General features: G+C 69.0%; 22 protein-coding genes and 1 pseudogene. 19 read left to right on the top strand and 4 right to left on the bottom strand.

Features of this window, described 5'->3' with window-relative positions; translation table 11 throughout:
* Nucleotides 1-12: 12 nt before the first annotated feature.
* The 6 genes from CHC08_RS13540 to CHC08_RS13515 all read left to right on the top strand — a co-directional run bounded on the left by CHC08_RS13540 (nt 13) and on the right by CHC08_RS13515 (nt 5,957).
* Nucleotides 13-1,170 (top strand): alpha/beta hydrolase family protein, encoded by a 1,158-nt coding sequence (locus CHC08_RS13540; RefSeq protein WP_089207595.1) that lies wholly within the window; start codon nt 13-15, stop codon nt 1,168-1,170.
* Between the two features lie 431 nt (nt 1,171-1,601).
* The gene (locus CHC08_RS13535; protein ID WP_089207594.1) at nt 1,602-1,979 is read left to right on the top strand and encodes a VOC family protein; all 378 of its coding nucleotides are present in this window, start codon (nt 1,602-1,604) and stop codon (nt 1,977-1,979) included.
* A 163-nt stretch (nt 1,980-2,142) separates the two neighbouring features.
* Nucleotides 2,143-2,787 (top strand): DNA alkylation repair protein, encoded by a 645-nt coding sequence (locus CHC08_RS13530; RefSeq protein ID WP_218825308.1) that lies wholly within the window; start codon nt 2,143-2,145, stop codon nt 2,785-2,787.
* Between the two features lie 273 nt (nt 2,788-3,060).
* Nucleotides 3,061-4,251 (top strand): RNA ligase RtcB family protein, encoded by a 1,191-nt coding sequence (locus CHC08_RS13525; protein ID WP_218825303.1) that lies wholly within the window; start codon nt 3,061-3,063, stop codon nt 4,249-4,251.
* Nucleotides 4,248-4,895: a peptide chain release factor H gene (prfH, locus tag CHC08_RS13520; protein WP_089207591.1), complete on the top strand. Its 648-nt coding sequence runs from the start codon at nt 4,248-4,250 to the stop codon at nt 4,893-4,895. Before CHC08_RS13525 ends, prfH begins: the two co-directional genes overlap by 4 nt.
* Nucleotides 4,896-4,997: 102 nt before the next feature.
* Nucleotides 4,998-5,957: a TAXI family TRAP transporter solute-binding subunit gene (locus CHC08_RS13515; protein ID WP_089207590.1), complete on the top strand. Its 960-nt coding sequence runs from the start codon at nt 4,998-5,000 to the stop codon at nt 5,955-5,957.
* A gap of 143 nt (nt 5,958-6,100) precedes the next feature.
* Here the strand turns inward: CHC08_RS13515 and CHC08_RS13510 are convergent, their stop codons facing one another.
* On the bottom strand, nt 6,101-7,654 hold the full coding sequence (locus tag CHC08_RS13510) for a sensor histidine kinase (RefSeq protein WP_089207589.1): 1,554 nt from the start codon (nt 7,652-7,654) through the stop codon (nt 6,101-6,103).
* A 6-nt stretch (nt 7,655-7,660) separates the two neighbouring features.
* Nucleotides 7,661-8,344, bottom strand: coding sequence for a response regulator transcription factor (locus CHC08_RS13505; protein ID WP_089207588.1), 684 nt, complete (start codon nt 8,342-8,344; stop codon nt 7,661-7,663).
* A 173-nt stretch (nt 8,345-8,517) separates the two neighbouring features.
* On the opposite strand from CHC08_RS13505, the gene CHC08_RS13500 reads away from it, so the two are divergent.
* The 5 genes from CHC08_RS13500 to CHC08_RS13480 all read left to right on the top strand — a co-directional run bounded on the left by CHC08_RS13500 (nt 8,518) and on the right by CHC08_RS13480 (nt 13,795).
* The gene (locus tag CHC08_RS13500; RefSeq protein ID WP_218825302.1) at nt 8,518-9,582 is read left to right on the top strand and encodes a tripartite tricarboxylate transporter substrate-binding protein; all 1,065 of its coding nucleotides are present in this window, start codon (nt 8,518-8,520) and stop codon (nt 9,580-9,582) included.
* A 1-nt stretch (nt 9,583) separates the two neighbouring features.
* Nucleotides 9,584-10,045, top strand: a complete 462-nt coding sequence (locus CHC08_RS13495; RefSeq protein ID WP_089207587.1) for a tripartite tricarboxylate transporter TctB family protein — start codon at nt 9,584-9,586, stop codon at nt 10,043-10,045.
* Between the two features lie 20 nt (nt 10,046-10,065).
* Nucleotides 10,066-11,571 carry a tripartite tricarboxylate transporter permease gene (locus tag CHC08_RS13490; protein WP_089207586.1) on the top strand — a complete coding sequence of 502 codons (1,506 nt, stop codon included), beginning with the start codon at nt 10,066-10,068 and terminating at the stop codon, nt 11,569-11,571.
* Between the two features lie 347 nt (nt 11,572-11,918).
* Nucleotides 11,919-12,626, top strand: a complete 708-nt coding sequence (locus CHC08_RS13485) for a type 1 glutamine amidotransferase domain-containing protein (RefSeq protein ID WP_089207585.1) — start codon at nt 11,919-11,921, stop codon at nt 12,624-12,626.
* Between the two features lie 113 nt (nt 12,627-12,739).
* A complete protein-coding gene (locus CHC08_RS13480) occupies nt 12,740-13,795 on the top strand; it encodes an aldo/keto reductase (RefSeq protein WP_089207584.1) in 1,056 nt (351 codons plus the stop codon).
* 235 nt (nt 13,796-14,030) lie between these two features.
* Here the strand turns inward: CHC08_RS13480 and CHC08_RS49525 are convergent, their stop codons facing one another.
* Nucleotides 14,031-14,195, bottom strand: a complete 165-nt coding sequence (locus tag CHC08_RS49525; RefSeq protein ID WP_179282027.1) for a hypothetical protein — start codon at nt 14,193-14,195, stop codon at nt 14,031-14,033.
* Between the two features lie 770 nt (nt 14,196-14,965).
* Here CHC08_RS49525 and CHC08_RS13475 point away from each other — a divergent pair.
* The 6 genes from CHC08_RS13475 to CHC08_RS13450 are packed head-to-tail and all read left to right on the top strand — an operon-like array spanning nt 14,966 to nt 20,476.
* The gene (locus CHC08_RS13475) at nt 14,966-16,540 is read left to right on the top strand and encodes a pyridoxal phosphate-dependent decarboxylase family protein (protein ID WP_179282026.1); all 1,575 of its coding nucleotides are present in this window, start codon (nt 14,966-14,968) and stop codon (nt 16,538-16,540) included.
* Nucleotides 16,537-18,078, top strand: coding sequence for a phenylacetate--CoA ligase family protein (locus tag CHC08_RS13470; RefSeq protein WP_089207582.1), 1,542 nt, complete (start codon nt 16,537-16,539; stop codon nt 18,076-18,078). Before CHC08_RS13475 ends, CHC08_RS13470 begins: the two co-directional genes overlap by 4 nt.
* A 49-nt stretch (nt 18,079-18,127) precedes the next feature.
* Nucleotides 18,128-18,625 (top strand): hypothetical protein, encoded by a 498-nt coding sequence (locus CHC08_RS13465; protein WP_089207581.1) that lies wholly within the window; start codon nt 18,128-18,130, stop codon nt 18,623-18,625.
* A gap of 25 nt (nt 18,626-18,650) precedes the next feature.
* Nucleotides 18,651-19,433 (top strand): hypothetical protein, encoded by a 783-nt coding sequence (locus CHC08_RS13460; RefSeq protein ID WP_089207580.1) that lies wholly within the window; start codon nt 18,651-18,653, stop codon nt 19,431-19,433.
* A 39-nt stretch (nt 19,434-19,472) separates the two neighbouring features.
* Nucleotides 19,473-19,931: a hypothetical protein gene (locus CHC08_RS13455; protein WP_089207579.1), complete on the top strand. Its 459-nt coding sequence runs from the start codon at nt 19,473-19,475 to the stop codon at nt 19,929-19,931.
* Entirely contained in the window at nt 19,928-20,476 is a 549-nt protein-coding gene (locus CHC08_RS13450; protein ID WP_089207578.1) for a hypothetical protein, read from the top strand. Before CHC08_RS13455 ends, CHC08_RS13450 begins: the two co-directional genes overlap by 4 nt.
* A gap of 122 nt (nt 20,477-20,598) precedes the next feature.
* Here the strand turns inward: CHC08_RS13450 and CHC08_RS13445 are convergent, their stop codons facing one another.
* Entirely contained in the window at nt 20,599-20,913 is a 315-nt protein-coding gene (locus CHC08_RS13445; RefSeq protein WP_089207577.1) for an isochorismatase family protein, read from the bottom strand.
* A 401-nt stretch (nt 20,914-21,314) separates the two neighbouring features.
* Here CHC08_RS13445 and CHC08_RS13440 point away from each other — a divergent pair, with 401 nt between their 5' ends.
* Together CHC08_RS13440 and CHC08_RS51475 are read left to right on the top strand one after the other, a co-directional pair.
* On the top strand, nt 21,315-22,973 hold the full coding sequence (locus tag CHC08_RS13440; protein WP_089207576.1) for a cytochrome c biogenesis protein DipZ: 1,659 nt from the start codon (nt 21,315-21,317) through the stop codon (nt 22,971-22,973).
* 163 nt (nt 22,974-23,136) lie between these two features.
* Nucleotides 23,137-23,402: pseudogene (locus tag CHC08_RS51475) on the top strand (TetR/AcrR family transcriptional regulator); the annotation flags it as partial.
* Nucleotides 23,403-23,408 lie beyond the last annotated feature (6 nt).

Raw genomic sequence — 23,408 nt, 5'->3', positions numbered from 1 at the left:
AGGGACCTCGCCATGAGAAGAAGACTCCTGGCCTTCGTCGCGGGACTGGCCGTCCTCGCCGCGTCCGCCTGCTCCGCTCCCGCGCCACCCAGGTCCGACGCCCCGCCGGCCGAACCGCCCGGCCCCGTCACCCTGCCCGCCCCCACCGGCCCCCTGCCGGTCGGCACCACCGCCCTGCATCTGACCGACGCCTCCCGCCCCGATCCCTGGGACCTCGACGTCGACGCCAGGGAGCTCAAGGTCACCCTGTGGTATCCGACCAAGCAGCATGAGGGAGAGCGCGCGCCGTACATGACGGCCAAGGAATCGGAACTCTTCCTTAAAGGCTCCGGGCTCGCGACCACGCCGTACGACACGCTGAGCAGGACACGCACGAACGCCGTCAGGGACGCCGAACCGGCGGGGCGAAGGCTTCCGCTGGTGGTGCTCTCTCCCGGCTTCACCAAGCCGATGAGCACGCTCACGTCCCTGGCCGAGGATCTCGCCAGCCGAGGCTACGTCGTGGCCGGGATCGACCACACCTACGAGAGCTACGCCACCACCCTGTCCGACGGGCGGGTCGTCGAATGCCTCGCCTGCGACAGCGACACCGACCCAGGCTCCCGCGCCGCACTGGTCCAGGGCCGGGCCACCGACGTCTCCTTCGTCCTCGATCGGCTGACCTCCGAGTGGGACGGGCACGACCTGATCGACCGCACCCGGATCGCGATGGTGGGCCAGTCGGCCGGCGGGGCCGGCGCCGTGGCGGCCATGGTCAAGGACCCGCGCATACGCGCCGGAGTCGACATGGACGGCACCACCTACGCCCGGATCCCCAAGGGCGGTCTCTCGCGGCCGTTCATGTTCCTGGGTTCGCGGGAGCATGTCCCGGGCGGCCCCGACAATTCGTGGGACCGTGACTGGAAGCTGCTGACCGGGTGGAAGCGCTGGCTCGTGCTGTCGGACGCCGAACACCAGTCCTTCACCGACATCTCGCTGGTGGCGGACGTCCTCGGCCTCAAACCTCTTCCTGGCACGATGCCCGCGGCCCGTGGCGCAGAGCTCACCCGCACGTACGTGGCGGCCTTCCTCGACCAGCACCTGAAGTCACAGCGGCAGCACCTCCTGGACAGGCCGTCATCGCGCTACCCCGAGGTCACATTCTGCCCCGCGACCTGCGGTCGACCCTGAGACGCCGCACCGTCGAACGCGGTGCGGCGCGAATCTCGCCGACGGGGCCGGATGGTCGACCGCACCCTCATAGACGAGCTGCACGAAGCCGGGCAGCGCCCACAGGCGACGCAGCTCGGCGGAGACGTCGAGAGCCGGGCCGGCTGCTCGACGGGCGGCTCGTCTTCACCGGTTCGTTCATCTCACCGCGGCGAAAAACATCCGCTCGGTGCGGCGAGCAGGCATCCGCGCGCAGAGCCGCGGCTATTAGTACGGCGGTCGCGTGTGAGGATCCGGCGTCCGGCCAGACCGTCGGAACGAGCCGGCGCGGTACGTTCCGCGCGACCGATCCCCTGCGCCGCTCCCGCCCACGTGATCGGCAGCGGTAGGGCGAACTGCCTGGCCGATGCGATCATCGCAGGCGGCCCATCCCACCCCCGGAAGGAAGACACGTGATCGGCAACCTGCAGTGCGTGGTGCTGGACTGTTCGGACGCCCTGGAACTCGCCCGGTTCTACCGGTCGCTCCTCGGCGGCACGGTCAACCAGCCCGATCCCCGGTGGTCGCTCGATGACAACTGGACGACCCTCCACCTCGAGACCGGCATGGTGCTCACCTTCCAGGGCGTTGACGACCATCGGCCGCCGCAGTGGCCGGATCCCACCCGCCCCCAGCAGTTCCATCTCGACATCGGCGTCAAGGACCTCGACGAGGCCCAACGGCAGGTCCTCGCTCTCGGTGCCACGATTCTCGACCCCGGTGACGCCACCCGCTGCTGGCGCGTCTACGCCAACCCCGCGGGCCATCCCTTCTGCCTCGTCTGGGAGTGACTCCCCGCGCTCGGCGCTGTGCTTCCCCAGCCGTTCGTATCGGTGGCCGCCGAGCCGGCGTGCACGACAGGAGGCCGACTTCCGTCGTAGTCTGCTCGCACGTGATGGACAGGAGTCCGAAGTGGCCGAGACGACGCTGACCGAGACGACGGTGGCCGAGGTGATGGCCGAGCTGGCCGAGCTTGAGGATCCGAAGATACGCGCGGTGAACGAGAGACACGGTGACGATCACGGTGTGAACCTCGGCAAGCTGCGCGCGATCGCGAAGCGGCTGAAGACGCAGCAGGGGCTCGCGTGCCGGCTCTGGGAGACGGATGACACCGCGGCGAGACTGCTGGCGATCCTGATCTGCCGCCCGAAGGCGTTCGGGCGGCAGGAGTTGGACGTCATGCTGCGCGAGGCGCGCGTACCCAAGGTGCACGACTGGCTCGTGAACTACGTGGTGAAGAAGAACCCGCACTCCGAAGAGCTGCGCCTGACCTGGTCCGCCGATCCGGATCCGGTGGTCGCGAGTGCCGGCTGGGCGCTGACCACCGAACGCGTGGCGAAGAAGCCCGAGGGTCTCGACCTCGCAGGACTGCTCGACGTCATCGAGGCGGAGATGAAAGACGCCCCGGATCGCCTGCAGTGGGCGATGAACCACTGCCTGGCTCAGATCGGGATCGAGCGCGCCGAGCACCGCGTTCGTGCGATCGACATCGGTGAGCGCCTGAAGGTGCTCGAGGACTACCCGACGTCCCCGGGCTGCACGTCTCCGTTCGCGCCCATCTGGATCACCGAGATGGTGCGCCGGCAACACGACAGGTAGGAGGGTTCGCGCGACTGCTCCCCTGGAAGTCACCGGTCAGGACTGGAGCACGTAGCGACCGCGCACCCCACTCTTCGCCATGGCCCAACAGGCGTGGGAGGCCACCCCGTAAGGCGATCACAAGCCGAAAACCGTTTGCCTCACGTGGCGGGGCTCAGGGAACGTGGTGTCCACGATGTTCTAACGGACAGCACCCCGCCACTCCGAGATGCCACAGTGCCGACTCGCGCCGCCATGCTCTCGTCCACACCCTTTTGAGGGAAGAGAACCTTTTTGTCCCAGCAACGCTCCCGGCAGGAGCCCCCGCTGTCGTCCACCGCGGCCATGGGTTCGGCCACCGTCACCGTATTCGCCTCCCCCACGAGCTGGATCGAGTCCGACGCCCTCGCGCAGTGCCACCAGGTGGCCGCCCTCGACGGCATGACGCACGTCGCCGCCATGCCGGACCTGCACCCCGGCAAGGGCGCTCCCATCGGCGCCGCCATGGCATCGACCGTGTTGTACCCGTTCCTGGTGGGCTCCGACATCGGTTGCGGCATCGCCGTGTTTCCCATGAAGCTCAAGCGCGCCGTACCCGAGAAGCTCGCCGCCCGGTTCCCCGACCTCGATCGCGCGCTGGATCCCGAGCGGGATGCCGACGACCCGGCCTGGGCCGTTGTGAATGGCACGATTCCCGCCGGTCACACCGAGGGCCTCGGGACGGTCGGCCGGGGCAATCACTTCGTCGAGCTGGCGCGAATCGGGACCGTCTTCGATCCGGACCACGCGAGCCGTCTCGGGCTCGCCGCCGGCGACCTGGTTCTCATCGTCCACAGCGGTTCCCGAGGGCTGGGCGAACGGATCCTGCGGGCGCACACCGCGGTCCATGGCGCGGGCCCCGCCCCTGATCCCGGCGCCTACCTGGCGATGCATGACGACGCCGTACGCTGGGGATCACTGAATCGGCGGCTGATGGCCGCCCGCGTCGCCCATGCTCTGGGGACCGAACCCACCGAGCCGATCGTCGACCAGTGCCACAACCTGGTCGAGATCCGCGACGGGGTCTACCTGCACCGCAAGGGGGCGGCGCCGGGTGACGGCCGCGACGTGCTCATCGCCGGTACGCGAGGCACCCCTTCCTACCTCGTGGCCGCCCACGCCGGGCCGGACGCCAACCATTCCGTCGCGCACGGCGCGGGCCGCAAGATGTCGCGTGCGGACGCCCTGCGCCGGGGCCGGGCCAAGCACACGGTCGAGGAGCTGCGCCGCACACCGGTGGGGTCGCTGGTGGTGTGCGGCGACCGCCAGCTGCTCTTCGAGGAGGCACCGACGGCCTACAAGCGCATCGAGCAAGTGATCTCCGACCTCGTCGACCACGGCCTGGCCACGCCCGTGGCCACCACGGTCCCTCTGGTCACCTACAAAACGCCCGACCTCGGGTCCACGCCCCAACGGGACCAGCGCCGCAAGCGAGGCCGGTCGTGAGCGTCCACCTGCTTCTGTCGGCCGGGCGTGGCCCGCAGGAATGTGCCTGGGCGCTGGCCCGGCTGCTGCGCCGCCTGGAAGCCGACGCCACCCGGCAGAATCTGGAGACCCATCGAGTTCAGACCGTTCCCGGAGAGCGGCCCGGCACCTACCAATCGGTCCTGGTTCAGATCTCAGGAGTCGGCGCCGAAGCGTTCGCCGCATCGTGGACCGGAACTCTGTGCTGGCAGGCTCCCAGTCCGTACAGGCCCAGAACGAGCCGAAAGAACTGGTACGTCATCGCCCAATCGTGCCAGGTCGACACCCCGCGCACGACGTTCGCGGAAGCAGACGTCGACATCGTCGCCTGCCGTACCGGCGGCCCCGGCGGTCAGCATCGCAACAAGGCCAGCACCGCGGTACGGGCGACCCACCGGCCCTCGGGGATCGTCGTCGTGGTCGACACCGAGCGGCAGTTCAGCCTCAACCGCCGCATCGCCATGCAACTGCTGCGACAGCGCCTCGAACACGGCGACGAGGTGGCGGGGCGCGCCGTCGCCACCGCCCGCTGGCGCATCCACGATGAGCTCGTACGCGGCAACCCCACCCGTGTCGAACGTCCGGAGACGTCGAAGCAGGACCAGCACCGTCATATGCAGCCATAGGCCCGGGCCGCGGTCCCTGACGCCGCGGTCTCCGACGGTGAAGCGGCGCGGGTGCGGGGCGTGCGGGGCCAAAGGCGGCGCCGTCGTCCGTATCATCTCGGCATGGCGCTGAACCCGGAGCTACGGCTCGGCCGGCGGGCGGTGCTCCTGGCCGCCGGTGGGCTGCTCGTCGGTTGCTCCCGGCAGCCCGAGGTCGACAAGATCAACTTGCGACTGGCCACCGGGCCGGCGGGGGCGGTATACCGGCGCATCGGCGGTGCGCTGGCCGAACGCATCTCCGAGCAGGTGCCGGGTGCCACGGTGGTCACCGTGCCGAGCGGGGCGTCCACCGACAACATCCGGATGCTGCGGGCCGGTGAGGTGCACCTTGGGCTGACGAGCCTGGACGCGCTGATCACGACCGACGGCAGCGTGCCCGAGGGGCTCTCGGCGATATGCCGGCTCTACGACAGTCACCTGCATCTCGTGGTCATGGCCGGTTCGGCGATCGACGGGTTCCGGGATCTCGAGGGGAAGCGCGTATCCCTCGGTGCCCGCGACTCGGGTACCGAGTTCACGTCGCTGCGGGTTCTGAAGCTCGGCCTGGTGAACGCCGACGGCCGATACCTCAGCCAGGCCGAATCGGCGGCGGCACTGCGCGACGGCGAGATCGACGCGATGTTCTCCCTGACCGGCGTCCCGACCCCCGCCATCACGGAGCTGGCGCAGCGGCACCCAATCCGGCTGATCCCGTTGGACACACAGGCAGACGCGCTCTTCACGGCGTTCCCATGTCCCTACACCCCGGCCATGATCCCCGCGACCGCCTATGCCGGCGTCCCGGCCACCCGCACCATCGCGGTGCCGAACGTGCTTCTCGTGCGCAACGACCTGTCCGATGACCTGGTCCACGCCATCACCGACACGATCTTCACGCACACCGGCACGATCGCCTCCGGCGGCCGCGACGACGCCGAGGCCGTTCCCGAAGCGTGGCAGATCAACGTGCGCACCGGGATCTCCACCGCATCGATCCCGCTCCATCCGGGCGCGGCCGCCTGGTTCCGCGACCGCAAGCCCTGACCCGGGACAGCGAACCGCAGGCCCCGACCCGGGACGGCGACAGTCCCGCGACAGAGCCCAGGTCCTCAGTCCCGCGACAGAGCCCAGGTCCTCAGTCCCGCGACGGAGCCCAGGTCCTCAGTCCCGCGACGGAGCCCAGGTCCTCAGACCGGCGACGGAGCCGGGGCGCCGGACGGCGACGCCCCCCGCGAAACGATCGGCAACGCGACCACCGCGGCGAATCCGTACCCGGACCCGTCCGGACGCGGCAGGCCCTCCTCCAGCCGCAGCTCGCCCCCGGCCGCCCCGACCAGGTCGGCGCAGATCGCCAGTCCCAGGCCGGTCCCTGGCACGTTCTGGTGCCGCGGCGACCGCCAGAACCGCCGTAGCGCCTGGGCCCGCTCGGACGCGTCGATCCCCTGGCCGTCGTCACGGACAGCGATCGTGACCACGCCTCCGGTCGCGGAGACGTCACCGTGTCCGGCTACGGAGGCGTCGCCGTATTCGGCCGCGGACGCGTTGCCGTGTCCGGTCGCGGAAGCGATACCGCGTCCGGAGCCCGCACCACCGGGGACGACTCGGGCGGTCACCTCCACCACCCGCGCGTCCGACAGCCGTAACGCGTTACTGATCAGCTCGTCCAGGATGCTGCCCAGTCCGCCCGGCGGCTCCAGCAACCGCAGCCCCGGCGGCACGTCGACCGCCAGCGTCTGCCCCGCCGTCGCCGTCAACGCCCGCCACCGGTCCACCCGGGTCGCCAGCACCGCGTCGAGATCCACCGGCGACGCCGTCCGGATGCTCTCCATCCGCGCACTGGCCTGCAGCGAGTTCAGCATCCGCTGCATCGCCTTCAGCTCGTCGACGGCGACGTCGTACAACTGCCGCCCGTCGCCGGCCGCGCGCAGATGCGGTTCCAGACTCTCCACGGCGAGCCGGAGGCTGGTCAGCGGATTGCGCAGCTGATGGGACGCGTCGGACACGAACGCCCGCTGCCGCTGCACGGCGTTCTCGACCGCGTCCATCATGGTGTTGAACGACTCCGCCAGCCGCCGCAGCTCGACCGGACCGGCCTCGGCGTCCGCCCGGATGGTGAGGTCGCCCCGGGAGATCCGTGAGCTCGCCGCGTCCAGCTCCCGCACCGGCCGCAGCACCCACGCCGACACCGGCCAGGCGACGGCCACCAGCGCGATCAACGGCAGCAGTCCGAGCCCGGCGAGCTGGGCCCACCGCACGAGGATGCGGTAGCGCGTCTTCGACAGGTCGGAAATCGTCACGACGGCGCCGACGACCTCGCTGTCCCGGCCCACCGGCTCCGCGACCACGAGTGCGGAGTCGTCCCACGGCGCCCACTCCCAGGACGGTTCGGACCTCGCCCCGGCCAGCGCCGCGGTCACGATCCGGGGCAGCGCAGGCTCGGCCCGCGCCGCCTCCCGGTACGCACCGGCCGGTCCGAGCAGCACCGTGCCCGACGTGTCGATCGCCGCGACCGGGATGCCGTACAGCTCGTGGTAGCGCGCCAGCTCCTGGTGGAGCGCCTCGGTCCGCCCGGTCGACAGCGCGGTCTCGGCCAGCGACGCGAACCGGCCGACGTCGTTGAGCCGGTCGACGTAGGTCTCCTGCATCTCCCGCTCGGCCACGGTGACGCTGAGCGGCACCCCGAGCGCCGCGACGAGCAGCACCGCGAGGGGCACCAGGACGGCGAGCAGGCGACGGTGCACGGCGCGTCAGCCGATCAGCTCCGGCTGGTCGGCCAGGAGCCGATAGCCGACCCCGTGGATCGTGCGGATGAGCACGGACGGCCTGAGCTTGTGCCGCAACGCCGCGATGTGGGTGTCCAGGGTGCGACTCGATGACTCCCAGGTCGCGCCCCAGATCTGGTCGAGGATGACGTCGCGGCTCACCACGTTCGGCGCCCGCCGGGCCAGCAGCAGGAGCAGCTCGAACTCCTTGCGGGTCAGCGTCACGGGCGTGCCGTCGACGGTGACCTCGCGGGTGCCGACGCCGATCCGCATCGGGCCGAGGACGAGCGGTTCATCCGGGTGGCTCAGGGCCCGGGCCACCCGGGTGCGCCGCAGGACGGCGTCGATCCGGGCCAGCAACTCCGAGGTGCCGAACGGCTTCACGATGTAGTCGTCCGCGCCGGCGCGCAGGCCACGGACTCGCTCGTGCTCCTCCGACCGTGCTGTCACGGCGATGACGGCGGTCTCCGGGCGGTCACGCAGCTTGCGGATCACGTCGAGTCCGTCGCCGTCGGGCAGGCCCAGGTCGACGAGGACCACATCGGACGGGGCGGCACACACGGCCTCCGCGGCGGTGGCGATGCGATGGACCTCGAAGCCCGCCTGGGTCAGGACGGTCACCAGACCCCGCGCCACGCGGTCGTCATCCTCAATGATGGTGATCCGCATACCGGCGGATTGTACGGCCCGGATCGACGCTTGCGTTAGCCCCTCAGGTCCTGGGATTTCTGGCATCCGGCGCATTCTTGGGATTTCTCTGACACCATCCGCGTCCCCGCCAGCTGAGACTGAGTCCACGCACTCACCGACCAATGCGCATGCGCTGACGAGGAGGCCGCGATATGAGAACGACCAGCAGATACCGTGCCGCGCGGATGATCGCCGCGATCGGCGTCATCTCCCTTGTCGCCGCCTGTGCCGGTAACGGAGGCGCCGCCGGCGGCGGCAACACCGGTGAAGGCGGTGCCGGTGGAGGCGGTGCCGGTGGAGGCGACGCCGGCGGCTACCCGGACCAGAACATCACCTTCATCGTGCCGTTCAGCGCGGGCGGCCCTACGGACACCGTCACCCGCATGATCGCCGAGCCGATGGCCGCCAAACTCGGTGGCAAGATCGTCGTCCGGAACGTCGAGGGCGCGGGCGGCACGGTCGGCGCCGGCGAGGTCGCGCGGGCCAAGCCCGACGGCTACACCGTGCTCATGCACCACATCGGCATGTCGACGGCGCCCGCCCTGTACAAGGACCTGGGCTACAAGCCGCTCGAGGACTTCGAGATGGTCGGGCTCGTCACCGAGGTGCCGATGACGGTCGTCGCCCGCAAGGATTTCGCGCCCGCGACGCTCCAGGAACTCGTGACCTACGTGAAGGCGAACGCCGGCAAGGTCACGCTGGCCAACGCCGGCATCGGCGCCGCGTCCCACCTGTGCGGCCTGCTGTTCCAGACCGCCGCCGGGGTCAAGCTCCAGGAGGTCCCGTACGAGGGCACCGGCCCCGCGCTGACCGATCTCGTCGGCGGCCAGGTCGACTTCATGTGCGACCAGACGACCAACACCAGCGGCCAGATCTCCGCGAACGAGGTGAAGGCGTACGCGGTCACCACGCCGGAGCGGGTGAAGAGCCTGCCCGACCTGCCCACCACGACCGAGGCCGGGCTGCCCCAGCTCCAGGTCAGCGTGTGGCACGGTCTCTACGTCCCGAAGGGTACGCCGCAGGGGGACATCCAGAAGCTGTCCGAGGCGCTGAAGGTGGCGCTGGCCGACCCGGGGGTCATCGACCGGATGGCCAAGCTCGGCACCGCGCCGGTCCCGGCCGGGGACGCGACCCCGCAGGCGCTCCGGACCAAGCTCGAAGAGCAGCTCGGCACCTGGGCGAAGGTCATCGCCGACGCCGGCGTCAAGGCCTCCTGAGGTGGAGCGTCGCCGGTCCTTCCCGGACGTCCTCGCCGGGGGAGTCTTCGTCCTGATCGGTGGCGCGTTCGTGGTGGGGGCGCTCGGCTACGAGCTGGGCACCCCGCTGCGAATGGGCCCCGGCGCCTTCCCCGCGCTGGTCGGCGCGGCCGTGATCACCCTGGGCCTGGCGATCGTCATCAAGGGATTCATCGCCGGCGAGGTGGTCTCGTTCGGGCCGATCCCCTGGCGTGCGGTCGCCGTCATCGTGCTCGCGGTCCTGTTCTTCGGATTCACCGTCGAGGGCCTCGGATTCGTCCCGACGTCGGCGGTGACCGCCCTGCTCACCACGCTGGCCAGCTCGCGTGTACGGCTGCTCACGGCCGTGGCCGTGGCCGCCGGACTGACCGTGGCCGGCACGCTCATCTTTGTCATCGGACTTCAGCTGCGGATCCCGCTATGGGGCCCGTGGCTGGGATTCTGACGCGGCATCCGGATTGAGGCATGGAACTTCTCGACAACCTCGCGCTGGGCTTCTCGACCGCCTTCATGATCCAGAACGTCCTCTACTGCTTCGTCGGAGTGCTGCTCGGGACGGCGGTCGGCGTGCTGCCCGGCATCGGGCCGACGGCGACGGTGGCGATGCTGCTGCCGATCACGTTCAGCTTCGAGCCGGTGACGGCACTGATCATGCTGGCCGGCATCTACTACGGCGCGCAGTACGGCGGCTCGACGACCGCCATCCTGATCAACCTGCCCGGTGAGTCGTCGGCGGCGGTCACCGCGCTGGACGGGCACGAGATGGCCCGGCAGGGCCGGGCCGGCGCGGCGCTGGCCGCCGCCGCGATCGGTTCCTTCATCGCGGGTACGGTGGCCACCGTCGTGCTGGCCGTCGCGGCCCCGCCACTGGCCCGCGTCGCGTTGAAGTTCGGCCCGGCCGAATACTTCTCGCTGGTGCTGCTCGGCCTGATCGTGTCGATCACGCTGGCGCGTGGCTCGACGCTCAAGGCACTGGCGATGATCGCGCTCGGAGTCCTGTTCGGCACGGTCGGCCAGGACATCTACACCGGCACGCCCCGGTTCGTGTTCGGCCAGCGCGAGCTGTACGGCGGCATCGACTTCGTGTCGGTCGCCGTCGGCATGTTCGGGGTGGCCGAGATCCTGCGCAACCTGGAGAACGAGCAGACCCGCACGGCGGTCATCAGCAAGGTGAAGAACCTCTGGCCGACCCGCGAGGACCGGCGCCGGATGATCGCCCCGATCCTGCGGGGCACCGGTCTCGGCGCCGCGCTCGGCGTCCTGCCCGGCGGTGGCCACGTGCTGGCCTCGTTCGCCTCGTACGCCGTCGAGAAGCGGGTCTCGAAGCGTCCGCAGGAGTTCGGGCGCGGCGCGATCGAGGGCGTCGCCGGCCCCGAGTCGGCGAACAACGCCGCCGCACAGACGTCGTTCATCCCGCTGCTCACCCTGGGTCTGCCCGCCCACCCGGTGATGGCACTGATGGTCGGCGCGTTCATCGTCCACGGCATAACCCCCGGCCCGAACGTCATCACCGACGAACCGGCGCTGTTCTGGGGCCTGATCGCGTCGATGTGGATCGGCAACGTGCTGCTCGTGCTGCTGAACCTGCCGCTGATCGGCGTCTGGGTGCGCATGCTGCGCATCCCGTACCAGGTGCTGTTCCCGATGATCATCCTGTTCGCCGCGATCGGCACGTACTCCCTGGAGTTCAACGCGTACGACGTCTACGCGATCGCGTTCTTCGGGATCCTGGGCTACATCCTGATCAAGTGTGGCTGCGAGCCGGCGCCGCTGCTGCTCGGCTTTGTCCTCGGCCCCTTGCTTGAGGAGAACCTGCGGCGGGCGCTCATCATCTCCCGCGGCGACGCGTCGGTCTTCCTGACCCGGCCGATCTCCGCGGTGCTCCTGGCCCTGGCCGTGGCAGCGCTCGTCGTCGCCGTCCTCCCGGCGATTCGCAGGCGCCGCGAGGTCGTGTTCACCGAGGACGAGTAGGGACTCCTCATCCGCGGGTCCGGGGTTCGAGTCCCCGTCGCCGCTCCCCCTCTCATCGGCGACGCCCGGGGTGATGTGACCGGCCGTCTTGGGCATCCACATCTCCTGAGACATGGTCTATTAACTATAGAGTTTTACATGCCGGGTGCCCCGTGATAGATATGTACGCGGCAAAATGCTAAAGACCATTACTGCCTTCCTTGCAATCCCCCGGAGAACCACTGACATGAGTCCCCTCAGACTCACCGCCGTGGGCGGCGAGACCGTCTCATCCAGCGGAGAAGATCCTCTTCACTCCGGACCAGTCCCAGGCTCGGCAGTGCCGGCCTTACAGGAAAAGTGAGACCATGTCCAAGATCCTTGTTGTCGTGACGGGTACCGACCACTGGACGCTGGCCGACGGGACCAAGCATCCGACAGGCTTCTGGGCCGAGGAACTCGTCGCCCCCTACGAGATTTTCCACGACGCGCGCCACGAGATCACGCTGGCCACACCCGGAGGCGTCGTACCGACCGTGGATGCCAGGAGCCTGTCACCGCAGGTGAACGGCGGTCAGGAAAACGCGGACCGGATCGCGCGGAAACTCGCGGAGATCTCCCAGCTCCAGCATCCGGCAAGGCTGGAGGACGTCGGTCCCGAAGACCTGGATGCGTACGACGCGGTGTTCTACGCCGGCGGGCACGGCCCCATGGAAGACCTCGCCGTCGACGCCGTCTCCGGCAGACTGCTGGTCGCGGCGCTCGCGTCGGGCAAACCGCTCGGGATCGTGTGCCACGGCCCCGCCGCACTGCTCGCCACCGCCTCGGACGACGGCAGGTCCCCCTTCGCCGGATATCGTGCCACCGGATTCACCAACGTCGAGGAGACCCGCTCAGGCTTCGCCGACCGGGCCATATGGCTTCTCCAGGACCGGCTCGTCGCGCTGGGGATCGACTTCCAGGAGGGCGAGGCGTTCGCGCCCCACGTCGTCGTCGACCGCAACCTCTACACCGGTCAGAACCCGGCCTCGTCCGCCCCGCTGGCGAACGAGATGGTCAAGGCCCTGGCAGTCTGACCACCGTCCGCGGCGTGGTCGCGGTGGTCCGGTACATCCTGTCCCAGGGGTATCGCACCACCGGATCACGCCGCCTCGGTCCAGGCGACCCACCCACCGGAAAGAGAAGGCACATGAACGTCCACCCGGCGAGCGACCCCTTGCGAGCGCCGAGCCTCGGACTCGGCCTCATGGGCATGTCCGAGCTGTACGGCCCCGCCGACGACGCGGAATCCGTAACCACCATCCAGGCCGCCCTGGATCACGGGGTCCGCCTGTTCGAAACCGGCGACGCCTACGGCATGGGCCACGGCGAACTGCTGCTGCGGGACGCGCTACGCGGGCGCCGCCGCGAGTCGGCCCTGATCAGCATCAGATTCGGTGCGCTGCGGGAGCCCGGGGGCGGCTGGACCGGGTCGGACAGCCGGCCGGTCGCCGTCAAGAACGCGCTCGCCTACTCACTGCGTCGGCTGGGCACCGACTACATCGACGTCTACCGGCCCGGACGGCCCGATCCCGAGGTGCCGATCGAGGAGACGATCGGCGCCCTCGGCGAACTGGTCAAGGCCGGATACATCCGGGGCATCGGCCTGTCCGAGGTCGGCGCCGACACGCTACGCCGGGCCCACGCGGTCCATCCTGTCACCGACGTGCAGATCGAGTACTCGCTCTTCTCCCGCGGCATAGAGCAGGAGATCCTCCTGACCGCACGGGAACTGGGCATCACCGTGACAGCTTACGGACCCCTTTCGCGCGGGCTGCTCTCCGGGCACTGGTCCGAAACACGACAGCGACAGCTGCCCCCCGAGGACTTCCGCACCGCTCTGCCCCGTTTCCAGGGGGCCAACCTGACCCATAACCTGGCGCTCGTCGAGGCACTTCGCCGAGCAGCGACGACGTACGGAGTCACCGTGGCCCAGTTGGCCATCGCCTGGGTCGCAGCCCAGGGCCCGGACGTCATCCCGCTCGTCGGGGCGCGTACCAGGCGCCAGCTGGCAGAAGCCCTGGGTGCCACGGCCATCGACCTCGACCCGGGCGCACTCACCGCCGCCGAACAGGCCGTACCACTCGGTGCGGCCGCCGGCGAACGCTACATGGCACCGCTCCTCAGCCTTCTCGACAGCGAACGGCCTGACAACAGCGGCGACCGTGCCCCTGTGCCGCTTCACAACCCATCACATACGGCTTGATCTGAGAGCCCTTCGGAGCGGCTACGACCCCGCGCTAAGAAGGGCCTGCCGCCCACGCCGGCCCAGCATGACGGCCAATTCGGGAGACTCTGCCGGACGTGAACCGTAGCGAGAATGGGTCTCGGCCTCATCCGTGAATGTCAGAGCGGGTCCCCTTTGGGTGGTGAAGTCATGTCGCGGTAGGTCAGCGTCTCCACCGGTTCAGGGTGTTCCCGGTCGAACTCATCGTTCGGTTTCAGTTCTCCTGATCGAGAAAAAGAGCGGCGAGGCGGGGAAGGCGCCGGCGGGTCTCCTCCTCGTCATCCACGTCCCAGTTCTCACCCGCCGGGCGGCCGGGCCGGTCCATCCCGGGCACCGTGGCCTCCATCACCGCGTCGAACGAGTCCGTCTCCCCCTGCACACGTTCGTACGCCTCCCGCGACGCATACGACCCCCCTTAGCGCCGATGCGCCGTGAAAAACCGATACATCACCCTCATTGAGACTTCTACCATATTTTGGCGAATGCAACCATATTAAATAATAATGTCCCGCTAATAGGATCGCCCGCCGAGGCGGCGGTCTCACATGCCGGGATTGGTCTAAGTTTGTGAGAAAAACTCATAGGCTCAAAAGCAGCTGAGACTCACCGAGGATCTCCCCATTTCAATCATTATGAGCAAGTAGCCGTGGCCGGAATCTGCCACTCCACCTGCAGCCGAGGTCTTGCGCCTCTCCCGCCATCAATGATTAGCTCCCTTACATGACGGGCGTGCCAACGTATATTGCGGCTGAAATTCAGGTCGAATCAATCGCGATTCATCCACGACGCGTCTCCTCCAAACCCTGACTGCCGGCGACATCATCTCCGGACTGATTCGAACCGCTTGAACAGGGCGTGAGCAGAGGGCGGCGAAGCCCTCTCGTACCATCTCCCACCATCATCGATCGACATCCCCTCCCGAAAATGGACCGTTCCAGCCTGCCAGAACGGCCCAGCGACGGCACGAAATCCGTCTCGTGTCCCCGGATGCCGGGGATCCTTTTCCCGCTCGACGCACCACCGCAGATCATGCATTTATTCGCGAGAACCTTCATGTGATTTCCCGGAGTTCAATTCACCATGTCCGAACTCTTGTCCGGGCGCGACCACATGGGCGTTCTCAATGCCGGATCGTTTGGAGTCTCCTCCGTGACGAATTCGCTTTCCGATGTCCACAGTTCCTTTCCAGAGCCGACGACCGGCGAAGGCTCCCGGTCACCCACGCCGGGCCTCACCGCGGCCTTCGATCCCGGACGTTTCCACGACGGCGCCGTGGACATCGTCAGCCGCCTGACGACGTATCTGGGCGACCGGTCGGTCCGGGGGCTCGACCTCCTCGATCCGGCGGTGCTGCTGAAGGCCGCACGGGGACTGATGACCCCGGAACGGCAGCGCATCGCCGACTTCGACGCCGACCGGGTGAACCAGATCGTCGACCTGTACACGGGGACCGGCATCCCGGTCTACTCACCCGGCTACATGGGACGGCAGTTCTCCGGCGTGGTGCCGCTGGCCAGCCTTATCGACCTGGTCGGCTCGGTGGTCAACCAACCCTCATCCTTCTACGAGGCCGGGCAGCTCCCCAGCGTCGCCGAGCGGCTCATGGCTGAGGAGCTCAACCGGTTCATCGGCTGGAACCGCGACCGGTTCGCCATGGTGACGACCTCGGGGGGCTCCCTGGCCAACCTGACCGCGCTGCTGGCCGCCCGTGACCGCGCCTTCCCGCAGATCTGGACGCGCGGCACCGGCGGCATGTCGGGTCTCCCGGCCATCGCGGTCAGCGAGGAGGCCCACTACAGCGTGACCCGGGCGGCCGGCGTGCTCGGCATCGGCGAACGGCAGATCGTCCGCCTCCCGGTCGACCGGGCCGGGCGGATCCGCCCCGATCTGGCCGGCCCCGTACTGGACGAGGCGCACCGGCGCGGGCTGCGACTGTTCTGCCTGGTGGCCTCGGCCGGGACCACGTCGATGGGCGCCTTCGACCCGCTGGAGGAGCTCGCGGCCGTGGCACGCCGGCATGGGCTCTGGCTCCATGTGGACGGGGCGCACGGGGCGAGCCTGCTGCTGTCGGACCGGCACCGGGACAGGCTGCGCGGCATCGAGCAGGCCGACTCGCTCACCTGGGACGCCCACAAGATGCTGTTCATGCCGGCGCCGTGCACGCTGCTCTTCTACCGCGACGGCGCGGCGGCGCGCGGTGCGTTCCGGCAGCGCGCCAGCTACGTCTTCGACGAGGAACCGGACATCTACAGCGCCTACGACAGCGCGGACAAGAACTTCGAGTGCACAAAACGCCCGATGATCATGCCGCTCTGGACGGTCTGGTCGGTCTACGGCCCGGCGCTGTTCGCGCAGAAGATCGACCGGCTGTGCGCGGTGACCCGGCAGGCGTACCGGATGATCGACGCCGAGCCGGACTTCGCCGTGGTGCACGAGCCGGAGTCCAACATCCTGTGCTTCCGGTACCGGCCGGACGGCCTCGAACCGGCGACCGTACACCGGCTGCAGCTGGAGATCCGCAACCGGATCCGGGACGGCGGGCGCTTCTTCATCTCCAAGGTCGACATCGACGGGGTGGCGGCGCTGCGCGTGGTGGTGATGAACCACCTGATCGACGCCGACCATCTGGCCATGCTCATCGCCGAAATCAGGGACATCGGGCAACGGGTGCTGCGCGCGAGCGCCGCGGCCCGGCACGACCAGCGGAATGGGAGTTACTCATGACCATGACGGATTTGGACATCGCCGCCTCGACGGAGCTGGCGGCACAGCTGATCCCCGAGGAGGAGCTGCGGCCCCGCTCGGTGGACGACGTCACCCGGCTGCCGTCGTTCGCGGAGAAGCTGGAGGAGTGCGGGCGGCTCACCGGATCCCCGTACTGCGAGTCCTCGCTCGACCTCCAGAACGCGCTGGTGTTCCGCCGGCTTCAGCAGCTCGTCGGCATCGCCCTGCTCAACCCGCTGTGGCGCGAGCGGCTGCACTACTTCGGGATCCGCAGCGCCCCCGCCGACATGTCCGAGTGGGAGCGGATCCCTCTCTCGGACAAGGCCGTTCAGCGGGACATGTTCATGGGCGCGCGGGCCGGGATGGTCGTGCCGCTCGGCCACGGCGGGTTCGAGGTGGTGGCCAGCGGCGGCACCGGTGACGGCATGCCCCTGGAGATCGTGTACTCCCTGCGGGAGCTGCGCGACACCTACCGCATCGCCGGGGAGTTCATGGGCGCCTACCAGCTCGGCCGCTACCTGCGCGGCCCCGCGCCGCGCTGGCTGTTCACCACCCTGGCCGACTACCAGATGTGGAGCAGCGGGACCATGGTCGGCGGCGTCCTGTCCCACGTCCCGGAGGTCAACTACATCGGCGCGGGACCGGTGAGCGCGCCGGTGCTGGAGCACATGTTCTCCTACCCGGGCCACAAGGCGCTGATGGGCATCACCGCCGGCATCGCGCTCCTGCCCGAGCTGGGCGCGGGCCTGACCCCGCAGGCCAGGGCAAGCTTCCGGGTCGCCATGTACGGCAGCGGCTCCCTGCCGCAGCGCAAGCGCGACGAGCTGCAGGCGTTCTTCCCCAACGTGTCGATCCTCAGCTACTTCGCCGCGACCCAGGCCGAGTGCGTCGGGCTCCAGCTCGACCACACCTCGCCGGCGCTCTCCGCCGTGCCGGGGCTGCACCTGGTGGAGATCGTGGACGAGCACGGCCGTGCCGTCGCCGAAGGCGAGGAGGGCGAGCTGGTCGTCACCCGGCTGCACGCCGACGAGACGCCGCTGCTCCGGCTCAAGCTCGGCGACCGGATGATCCGCCGCCCCACCCTGAACGGGCCGGGGCTGCGCGCCGAGCGATTCGAGTTCGCCGGGCGCACCGCCGACGTGCTGCACCTCAACGACAGCCAGTATTCGGCGACGCTGGCCTACGCGGCCCTGCGCGGACGGCTGCGCTCGACGGCCGGCGTCGACCTGGACCTGATCGCGCACGAGGTCCAGTTCCACAACCACCGTGAGGACCGCACCCTCACCCTGCTGGTGGCGGTGGACGACGCCGAGGGCACGGCCGCGGCCGTCGAGCACGCCCTCGGCCCGAGCGGGACGCGGCGGCTGTTCACCCAGGCGCTGCCGAGCTCCCTGTCCCTCTTCAACGACCGGGAGGCCAACGCGGCGGCCATCGAGCAGACCGGATACGGGTTCCGGCTGGTGTTCGTGCCGCCCTCCTCACCCCAGATCGAACGGACCACCGTCGGCAAGACGCCACTGGTCAGGGACCGGGGCTGAGCACGCGGTGGCCCGTACACCCGAGTGACATCCACATAAGGGAGGATCGATGAAAGACAGGATCAGCATCGTCGTGATGGTCGACGCCGTCGGGGCGTTGTCCGACAGGACGTTGCACAACGGCAACCTCTCGCTGGTCGACGACAGCCCGGCGGGGAGCAGGCTCCAGGGGACCCCCGATCTCATCACGGCGGTGGTCCCGGGGCAGGTCGTCCAGTGGACGCCCATCCACGTGGACGTGCAGACTCCGGTCGAGATCCAGGCCATCGAGTTCCTGTCCGGCGGCGCCGTCCCGCTCACGGCCGACCAGGCCGTGCCGCCGCACCCGGTGGAACCCCCCGCTCCGGCACCCGGTGCCGTGCCCACGACGGGGGCCGACGCCATGGCTTCCAACGGATACGAGAACCACGACCTCCTGGTGTGGGAGGGCGTCGTGCCCTACGACATGACGCCCGGCGTCCCCTACCGGTACCGGCTCTCCCTCAGGCTCCACGAAGGACCCAACAGCGTGCTGCACATCGACTCGCCCGCGCTGCTGCGCGTGTGAGCCACGTTCTGCGAAAGGCGGTTTCATGGCCCAGCAACACGGGATCATCGTGCTCTTCGACGTCGAGAACGCGCTTCGGACGCGGTCGCTCGACGGCAACACGTACTGGTTCGACAACATGAAGTTGTTCGGCTCGGAGGGAGTGGGCACCGAGCAGCTGGTGACGATCGTGCCCGGCACCCATTACCTCGACGGGTCGCAGGCGACCGAGCAGGTGCTGAACTGGTTGCCCGAGGCGCTGGGGGCGATCCCCTCGACGGTGCCGCGCAACTATCTGGCCGAGCAGGAACGCGCCGACGACCGGCGCACGCTGGCGGAACTGGCCGCGCTCGGCGGCGAGGACGGTGCGAGCGGCACCGAGCTCAAGCGGCTGCAGAAACAGGTCGGCCAGCGCGCCCGCAAGTCGGGCAGCGGGCGCGGCCTCACCGAGGCCAAGCTGCTGGACGTCACCGGTAAGACCACGGGCAGCCCCGGCGCGTACAACTATCCGTCTCCGGTGATCACCGATATCACCGGCCCCGCCGTCACCGAGAAGATCATGTACCCGGCCCAGTACGGGTCGCCCGACATGGTCTACGACGGCTGGTACTGGGCCGCGACCGTGGACACGAGCCGGCCCGGGGTCTACCCGTACATACTGCACATCCAGCTGCACGAGCTGGTCGCGCACAACGACGAGCTGGTCTGGGAGTCCGTGGAGATGACCTGCGAGTCCAGCCTCAAGGTCATCACCGATCCGAAGCGCAACGGGTTCACCGGCAACGGGCTGGGTGTGCTCCCCCTCCCGCCCGTCCCCGCCGCCGGCTGACCCGGCCTACGCCAGAGCATCTTCGAATGGAGGAGCCGCATGCCCCCGAAGAACAGACAGTCCGAACGCCGGCCCGCCCGGCCCGTGACGATCACCGCGGTGGTCGACCCCGTGGCCGCACTGGCGTCGGAGAACCTGGACGACAACCTCTATCTCTACGACACCAACATCGCCGCGGGGTCCACCGGTTTCGGCACCCCTGAGCTGCACAGCCGGGTACGCAAGGGCGACACCCTGCTCTGGAACGTGATCCCGCTGGAGTGCGAGACCTACGTGGCCCTCACCGACGTCGAGATCGACCCGCGGATCGCCGAGCCCACGCGGGAGGTGTATCCCGGCACCGACATCGCGTACTGGACCGCCGAGGTCAAGCAGGACCTCACCGAACCGCTCCCGTACCGGCTCTCGTTCCTGCTCGGCACCGTCAGCACGCCGTTCACCCCCAACGCCCGGCCGGCCCTGGCCGGTCCCGCCAACGAGGGAAAGGAAGGCCGATGACCCAGGCGTACGCGGCCTCGGACTTCACCGAGCACGGCCAGCTCAACTCCGTCCAGCTGAACGTGGTGACCCTCGTCGACATGGAGAAGGCCGCCGCGACGAAATCCCTGGACGGCTGCCTCTACATGATGGACAACAGCGTCGGCGGGGTCGGGCAGGGCGCCGACAACCTGGAGACCATCTGCAAGCAGGGTCAGGTGATCAACTGGATCATCCGCCCGATCGACATGCACCGCCGTCCCGACGGCACCTGGCCTCCGATGCCGAAGATCAACAATCTGGTCTTCCTCGACATCGAGAAGGGTGACGAGGACGACGTCGCCGAACGCCGGATCATGACCGAGCTCAAGGTCTACGGCGCTCCCGACCGGATGCGCGACCAGTACACCGCCGTCTACTACTACTGGGCCGGGGCGGTGATGAGCGACGCCCGGCCGGGGCTCTACCGCTATCGGTTCGTCCTGGAGCTGGAGAAGGAGCACGGCACCGACAAGCTGTATCTGAACTCGGCCCGCTATCCCGCCCTGCGGGTACTGCCCGTCTGACGGTCTCCGAGGCCGCGAACGCGGTGTGGTGAAGGGGGAGGTCATGGTCGCCGTCGGGCGGCGGCCATGGCCGGCCGGTGCGCGCGGCCCGATCCCACGGGTGCCGGTGCCGGGAGGAGGACCTACCGGAGCATGCGCTCGACTGTTTCCTCGGTCGAGGGCACCGCATGAGCGAGGTATCGGTAGTTGATGATCGCCGCTTCGTAGCCGTCGCCCCAGTCCGGATGCCGCGGTCCGGCGGTCGCGTCCCTGACAACCGCTGTCTCGAAGCCCTGCTCGAGAAATTCGCGCAGGTGGGATTCGACGCACATGTTCTCGACCGTGCCGTTTTCAGTGACGCTCGCACCGACTACCGCCCAGCTCGTTCCTTTTTCGCTCAGCACGTCGTTCTGCGGGTCGATGAACACCACCGCGGTATCGAACCGCTGAATTTCCATTGCCCCGGCCCCTTTACCGTTCCCGGCTCGCCGTCGGCAAGACCGGCCCCCATCCGGACGGCTTAGGCTGCGAGGCATACCCCTTCCGGTCGGCCGGAAACTGTCAGGTGCCCGCCGGGACCGAGGCCGGCTGCCGAGTCTTTGCAGCTCAGAGGGCCGGCCGAGAGTCCCGGCTGTGCGGTGCCGCGTTCGCGGGAGGGTGCGGCTCGGTCCGTACGCCGTGATCACCGGGGCAGGCCGTCTCCCCATGCGCGACCGGCCGACCGGACCGGCCTGGAGCGAACGCCACCCGAGGCGATGCGGTCACGCTGTAAGAAATCGGTAATCGCCCGGAAGAGTCACCGGGCGGTCATCCACTTGTAGCTTCGAAACCGAATCGCTGGACGACCTCGGGGGATTGTGTGTTCACGCTGGTATTCGTCGGGTTTCTCGCGGGGGTGATCACGAGCATCTCTCCGTGTGTTCTGCCGGTGCTGCCGGTCGTGCTGACGGCGGGCGCCACTCGCGCCGGCGAAACCGGACCGGCCGCCGCGCCCCGGCGCGGGCGGGTCAGGTCGCGGCGGCCCTACGGTGTCGTGGCGGGTCTCGTCCTCAGTTTCAGCCTGGCGACGTTGTTCGGCTCGCTGGCGCTCAGCGCGCTGCACCTGCCGCAGGATCTGTTGCGGGACGCGGGAATCGTCGTCCTTGTGCTCATGGGGCTCGGGCTGGTCGTGCCCCGGGTGGGGGATCTGCTGGAGAGGCCGTTCGCCCGCATACGCGGTCGCAGGGTCAACCCTGACGGCAACGGTTTTGTGCTGGGCCTCGCGCTCGGTCTGCTGTACGTGCCGTGCGCGGGCCCGGTGCTCGCGACGATCGCGGTGATCGGGGCAAGCCACGACATCGGGTTCGGTGCGATCGTGCTGACCGCCGCTTTCGGCGTCGGGGCGGGTGTTCCGCTGCTCGTCCTCGCGTTGGCGGGAGAGGCGATCACCCAGCGGGCGAGGCTCGTACGCGCCCACGCGCGAACGGTCAGGGTCGCCGCCGGAGTAGTGATGATCATGGTTGCCGCCGCGATCGGCTTCAACCTCACCGACGGGCTGCAGCGCAGCGTTCCCGGCTACACCAGCGCGTTGCAGCAATCGGTCGAGGCGGGCTCCTTGGCCTCGAACCAGGTTCGGCGGTTGACCGGCGCGGCACCCGAACTCACCGGCCTGAACGGCTGGCTCAACACCCCGGGCAACCGGCCGCTGAGCCTCGCGAGCCTGCGCGGCAAGGTGGTGCTCATCGATTTTTGGACCTACAGCTGCATCAATTGCCAGCGGGCGCTCCCGCATGTCGAAAGCTGGTATCAGCTTTATCAGAAATCCGGGCTGGTCGTCATCGGCGTGCACACCCCGGAGTTCGCTTTCGAGCACGAGGTCTCGAACGTCGCCGACCAGGCACGTTCGCTCGGCGTGCACTACCCGATCGCAATCGACAATGACTATGCCACCTGGAACGCGTACGAAAATCAGTACTGGCCCGCCGAATATCTCATTGACGCCTCCGGGAAAATCCGGCACACCAATTTCGGTGAGGGAGATTACGCCGGGACCGAAGGGCTGATCCGCCGGCTGCTGTCCGAGGCGGACCCGGCCCGCACGCTGCCTGCGGCGACCGATCTGCCCGACACCACCCCCACCGAGGAACAGACCCCGGAAATCTACCTCGGCTACCGGTACGCGCCGCTGCGCGTCAGCGGATCCGAGCCGGGGCAGGAACATTCGGGTGTTTACAAGCTTCCGCCCTCGCTGGAGCCGGACACGTTCGCGCTCGCAGGTTCCTGGACCACCGCGCCGGAATACCTCACCGCCGGCACGGACGCCAAGCTCGAACTCGACTTCCACGCCCGCGACGTCCACGTCGTGCTCGGCGGGAGCGGCACGGTCACCGTGCGACGGAGCGGAGGGCAGACGACGACGTTGCCGGTCTCCGGAGTTCCGAAGCTCTACACCGTGGTGAACGCGGCCGCTTCGCAGCACGCGGTCCTGACCCTTTTGATGAGCCCGGGTGTGCGGGCCTACTCGTTCACCTTCGGCTGAGAGACCGGGGAGCGGAGCGGGCCGGGCACCGCGTGAAACACGCCTGACCGCAGCGGCTTGAAAACGCCGCTCAACCACCGGGGTCCTCGAACGGCTCGCCGATGGGCGGAACGAGGTAGACCCGGTCCGCACCGTGCAGTGCGCCGCCGTAGGTGGCGGAGTCGTGCCAGTCGAAGCGGACGGCCTGGGCGCCGTCCTGGCCGCGGCCGACGATCTCTTCGCTCGCAGCCAGAGCCCCGGCAGCGTTTCCATGGACGACGTCGCGGCGGCGGCAGGAGTCGGCAAGGGCACTCCTTCCGCCGGTTCGGCGACCGGACCGGCCTCATCCGCGCGCCGGCCGAAGCGCGTATCCAACCCTTGCGCGAGGCTGTGGAGTCGGGGCCGGCGCCCCTCGGTCCCACCGGCCCACCTCGCGAACGCGTGTCGGCCAAGATC

This window comes from Streptosporangium subroseum (assembly GCF_900188345.1).
Classification (GTDB): domain Bacteria; phylum Actinomycetota; class Actinomycetes; order Streptosporangiales; family Streptosporangiaceae; genus Streptosporangium; species Streptosporangium subroseum.
The sequence above is the reverse complement of the archived record's forward strand: the minus strand, read 5'-3'. Positions and strand labels throughout refer to the sequence as shown.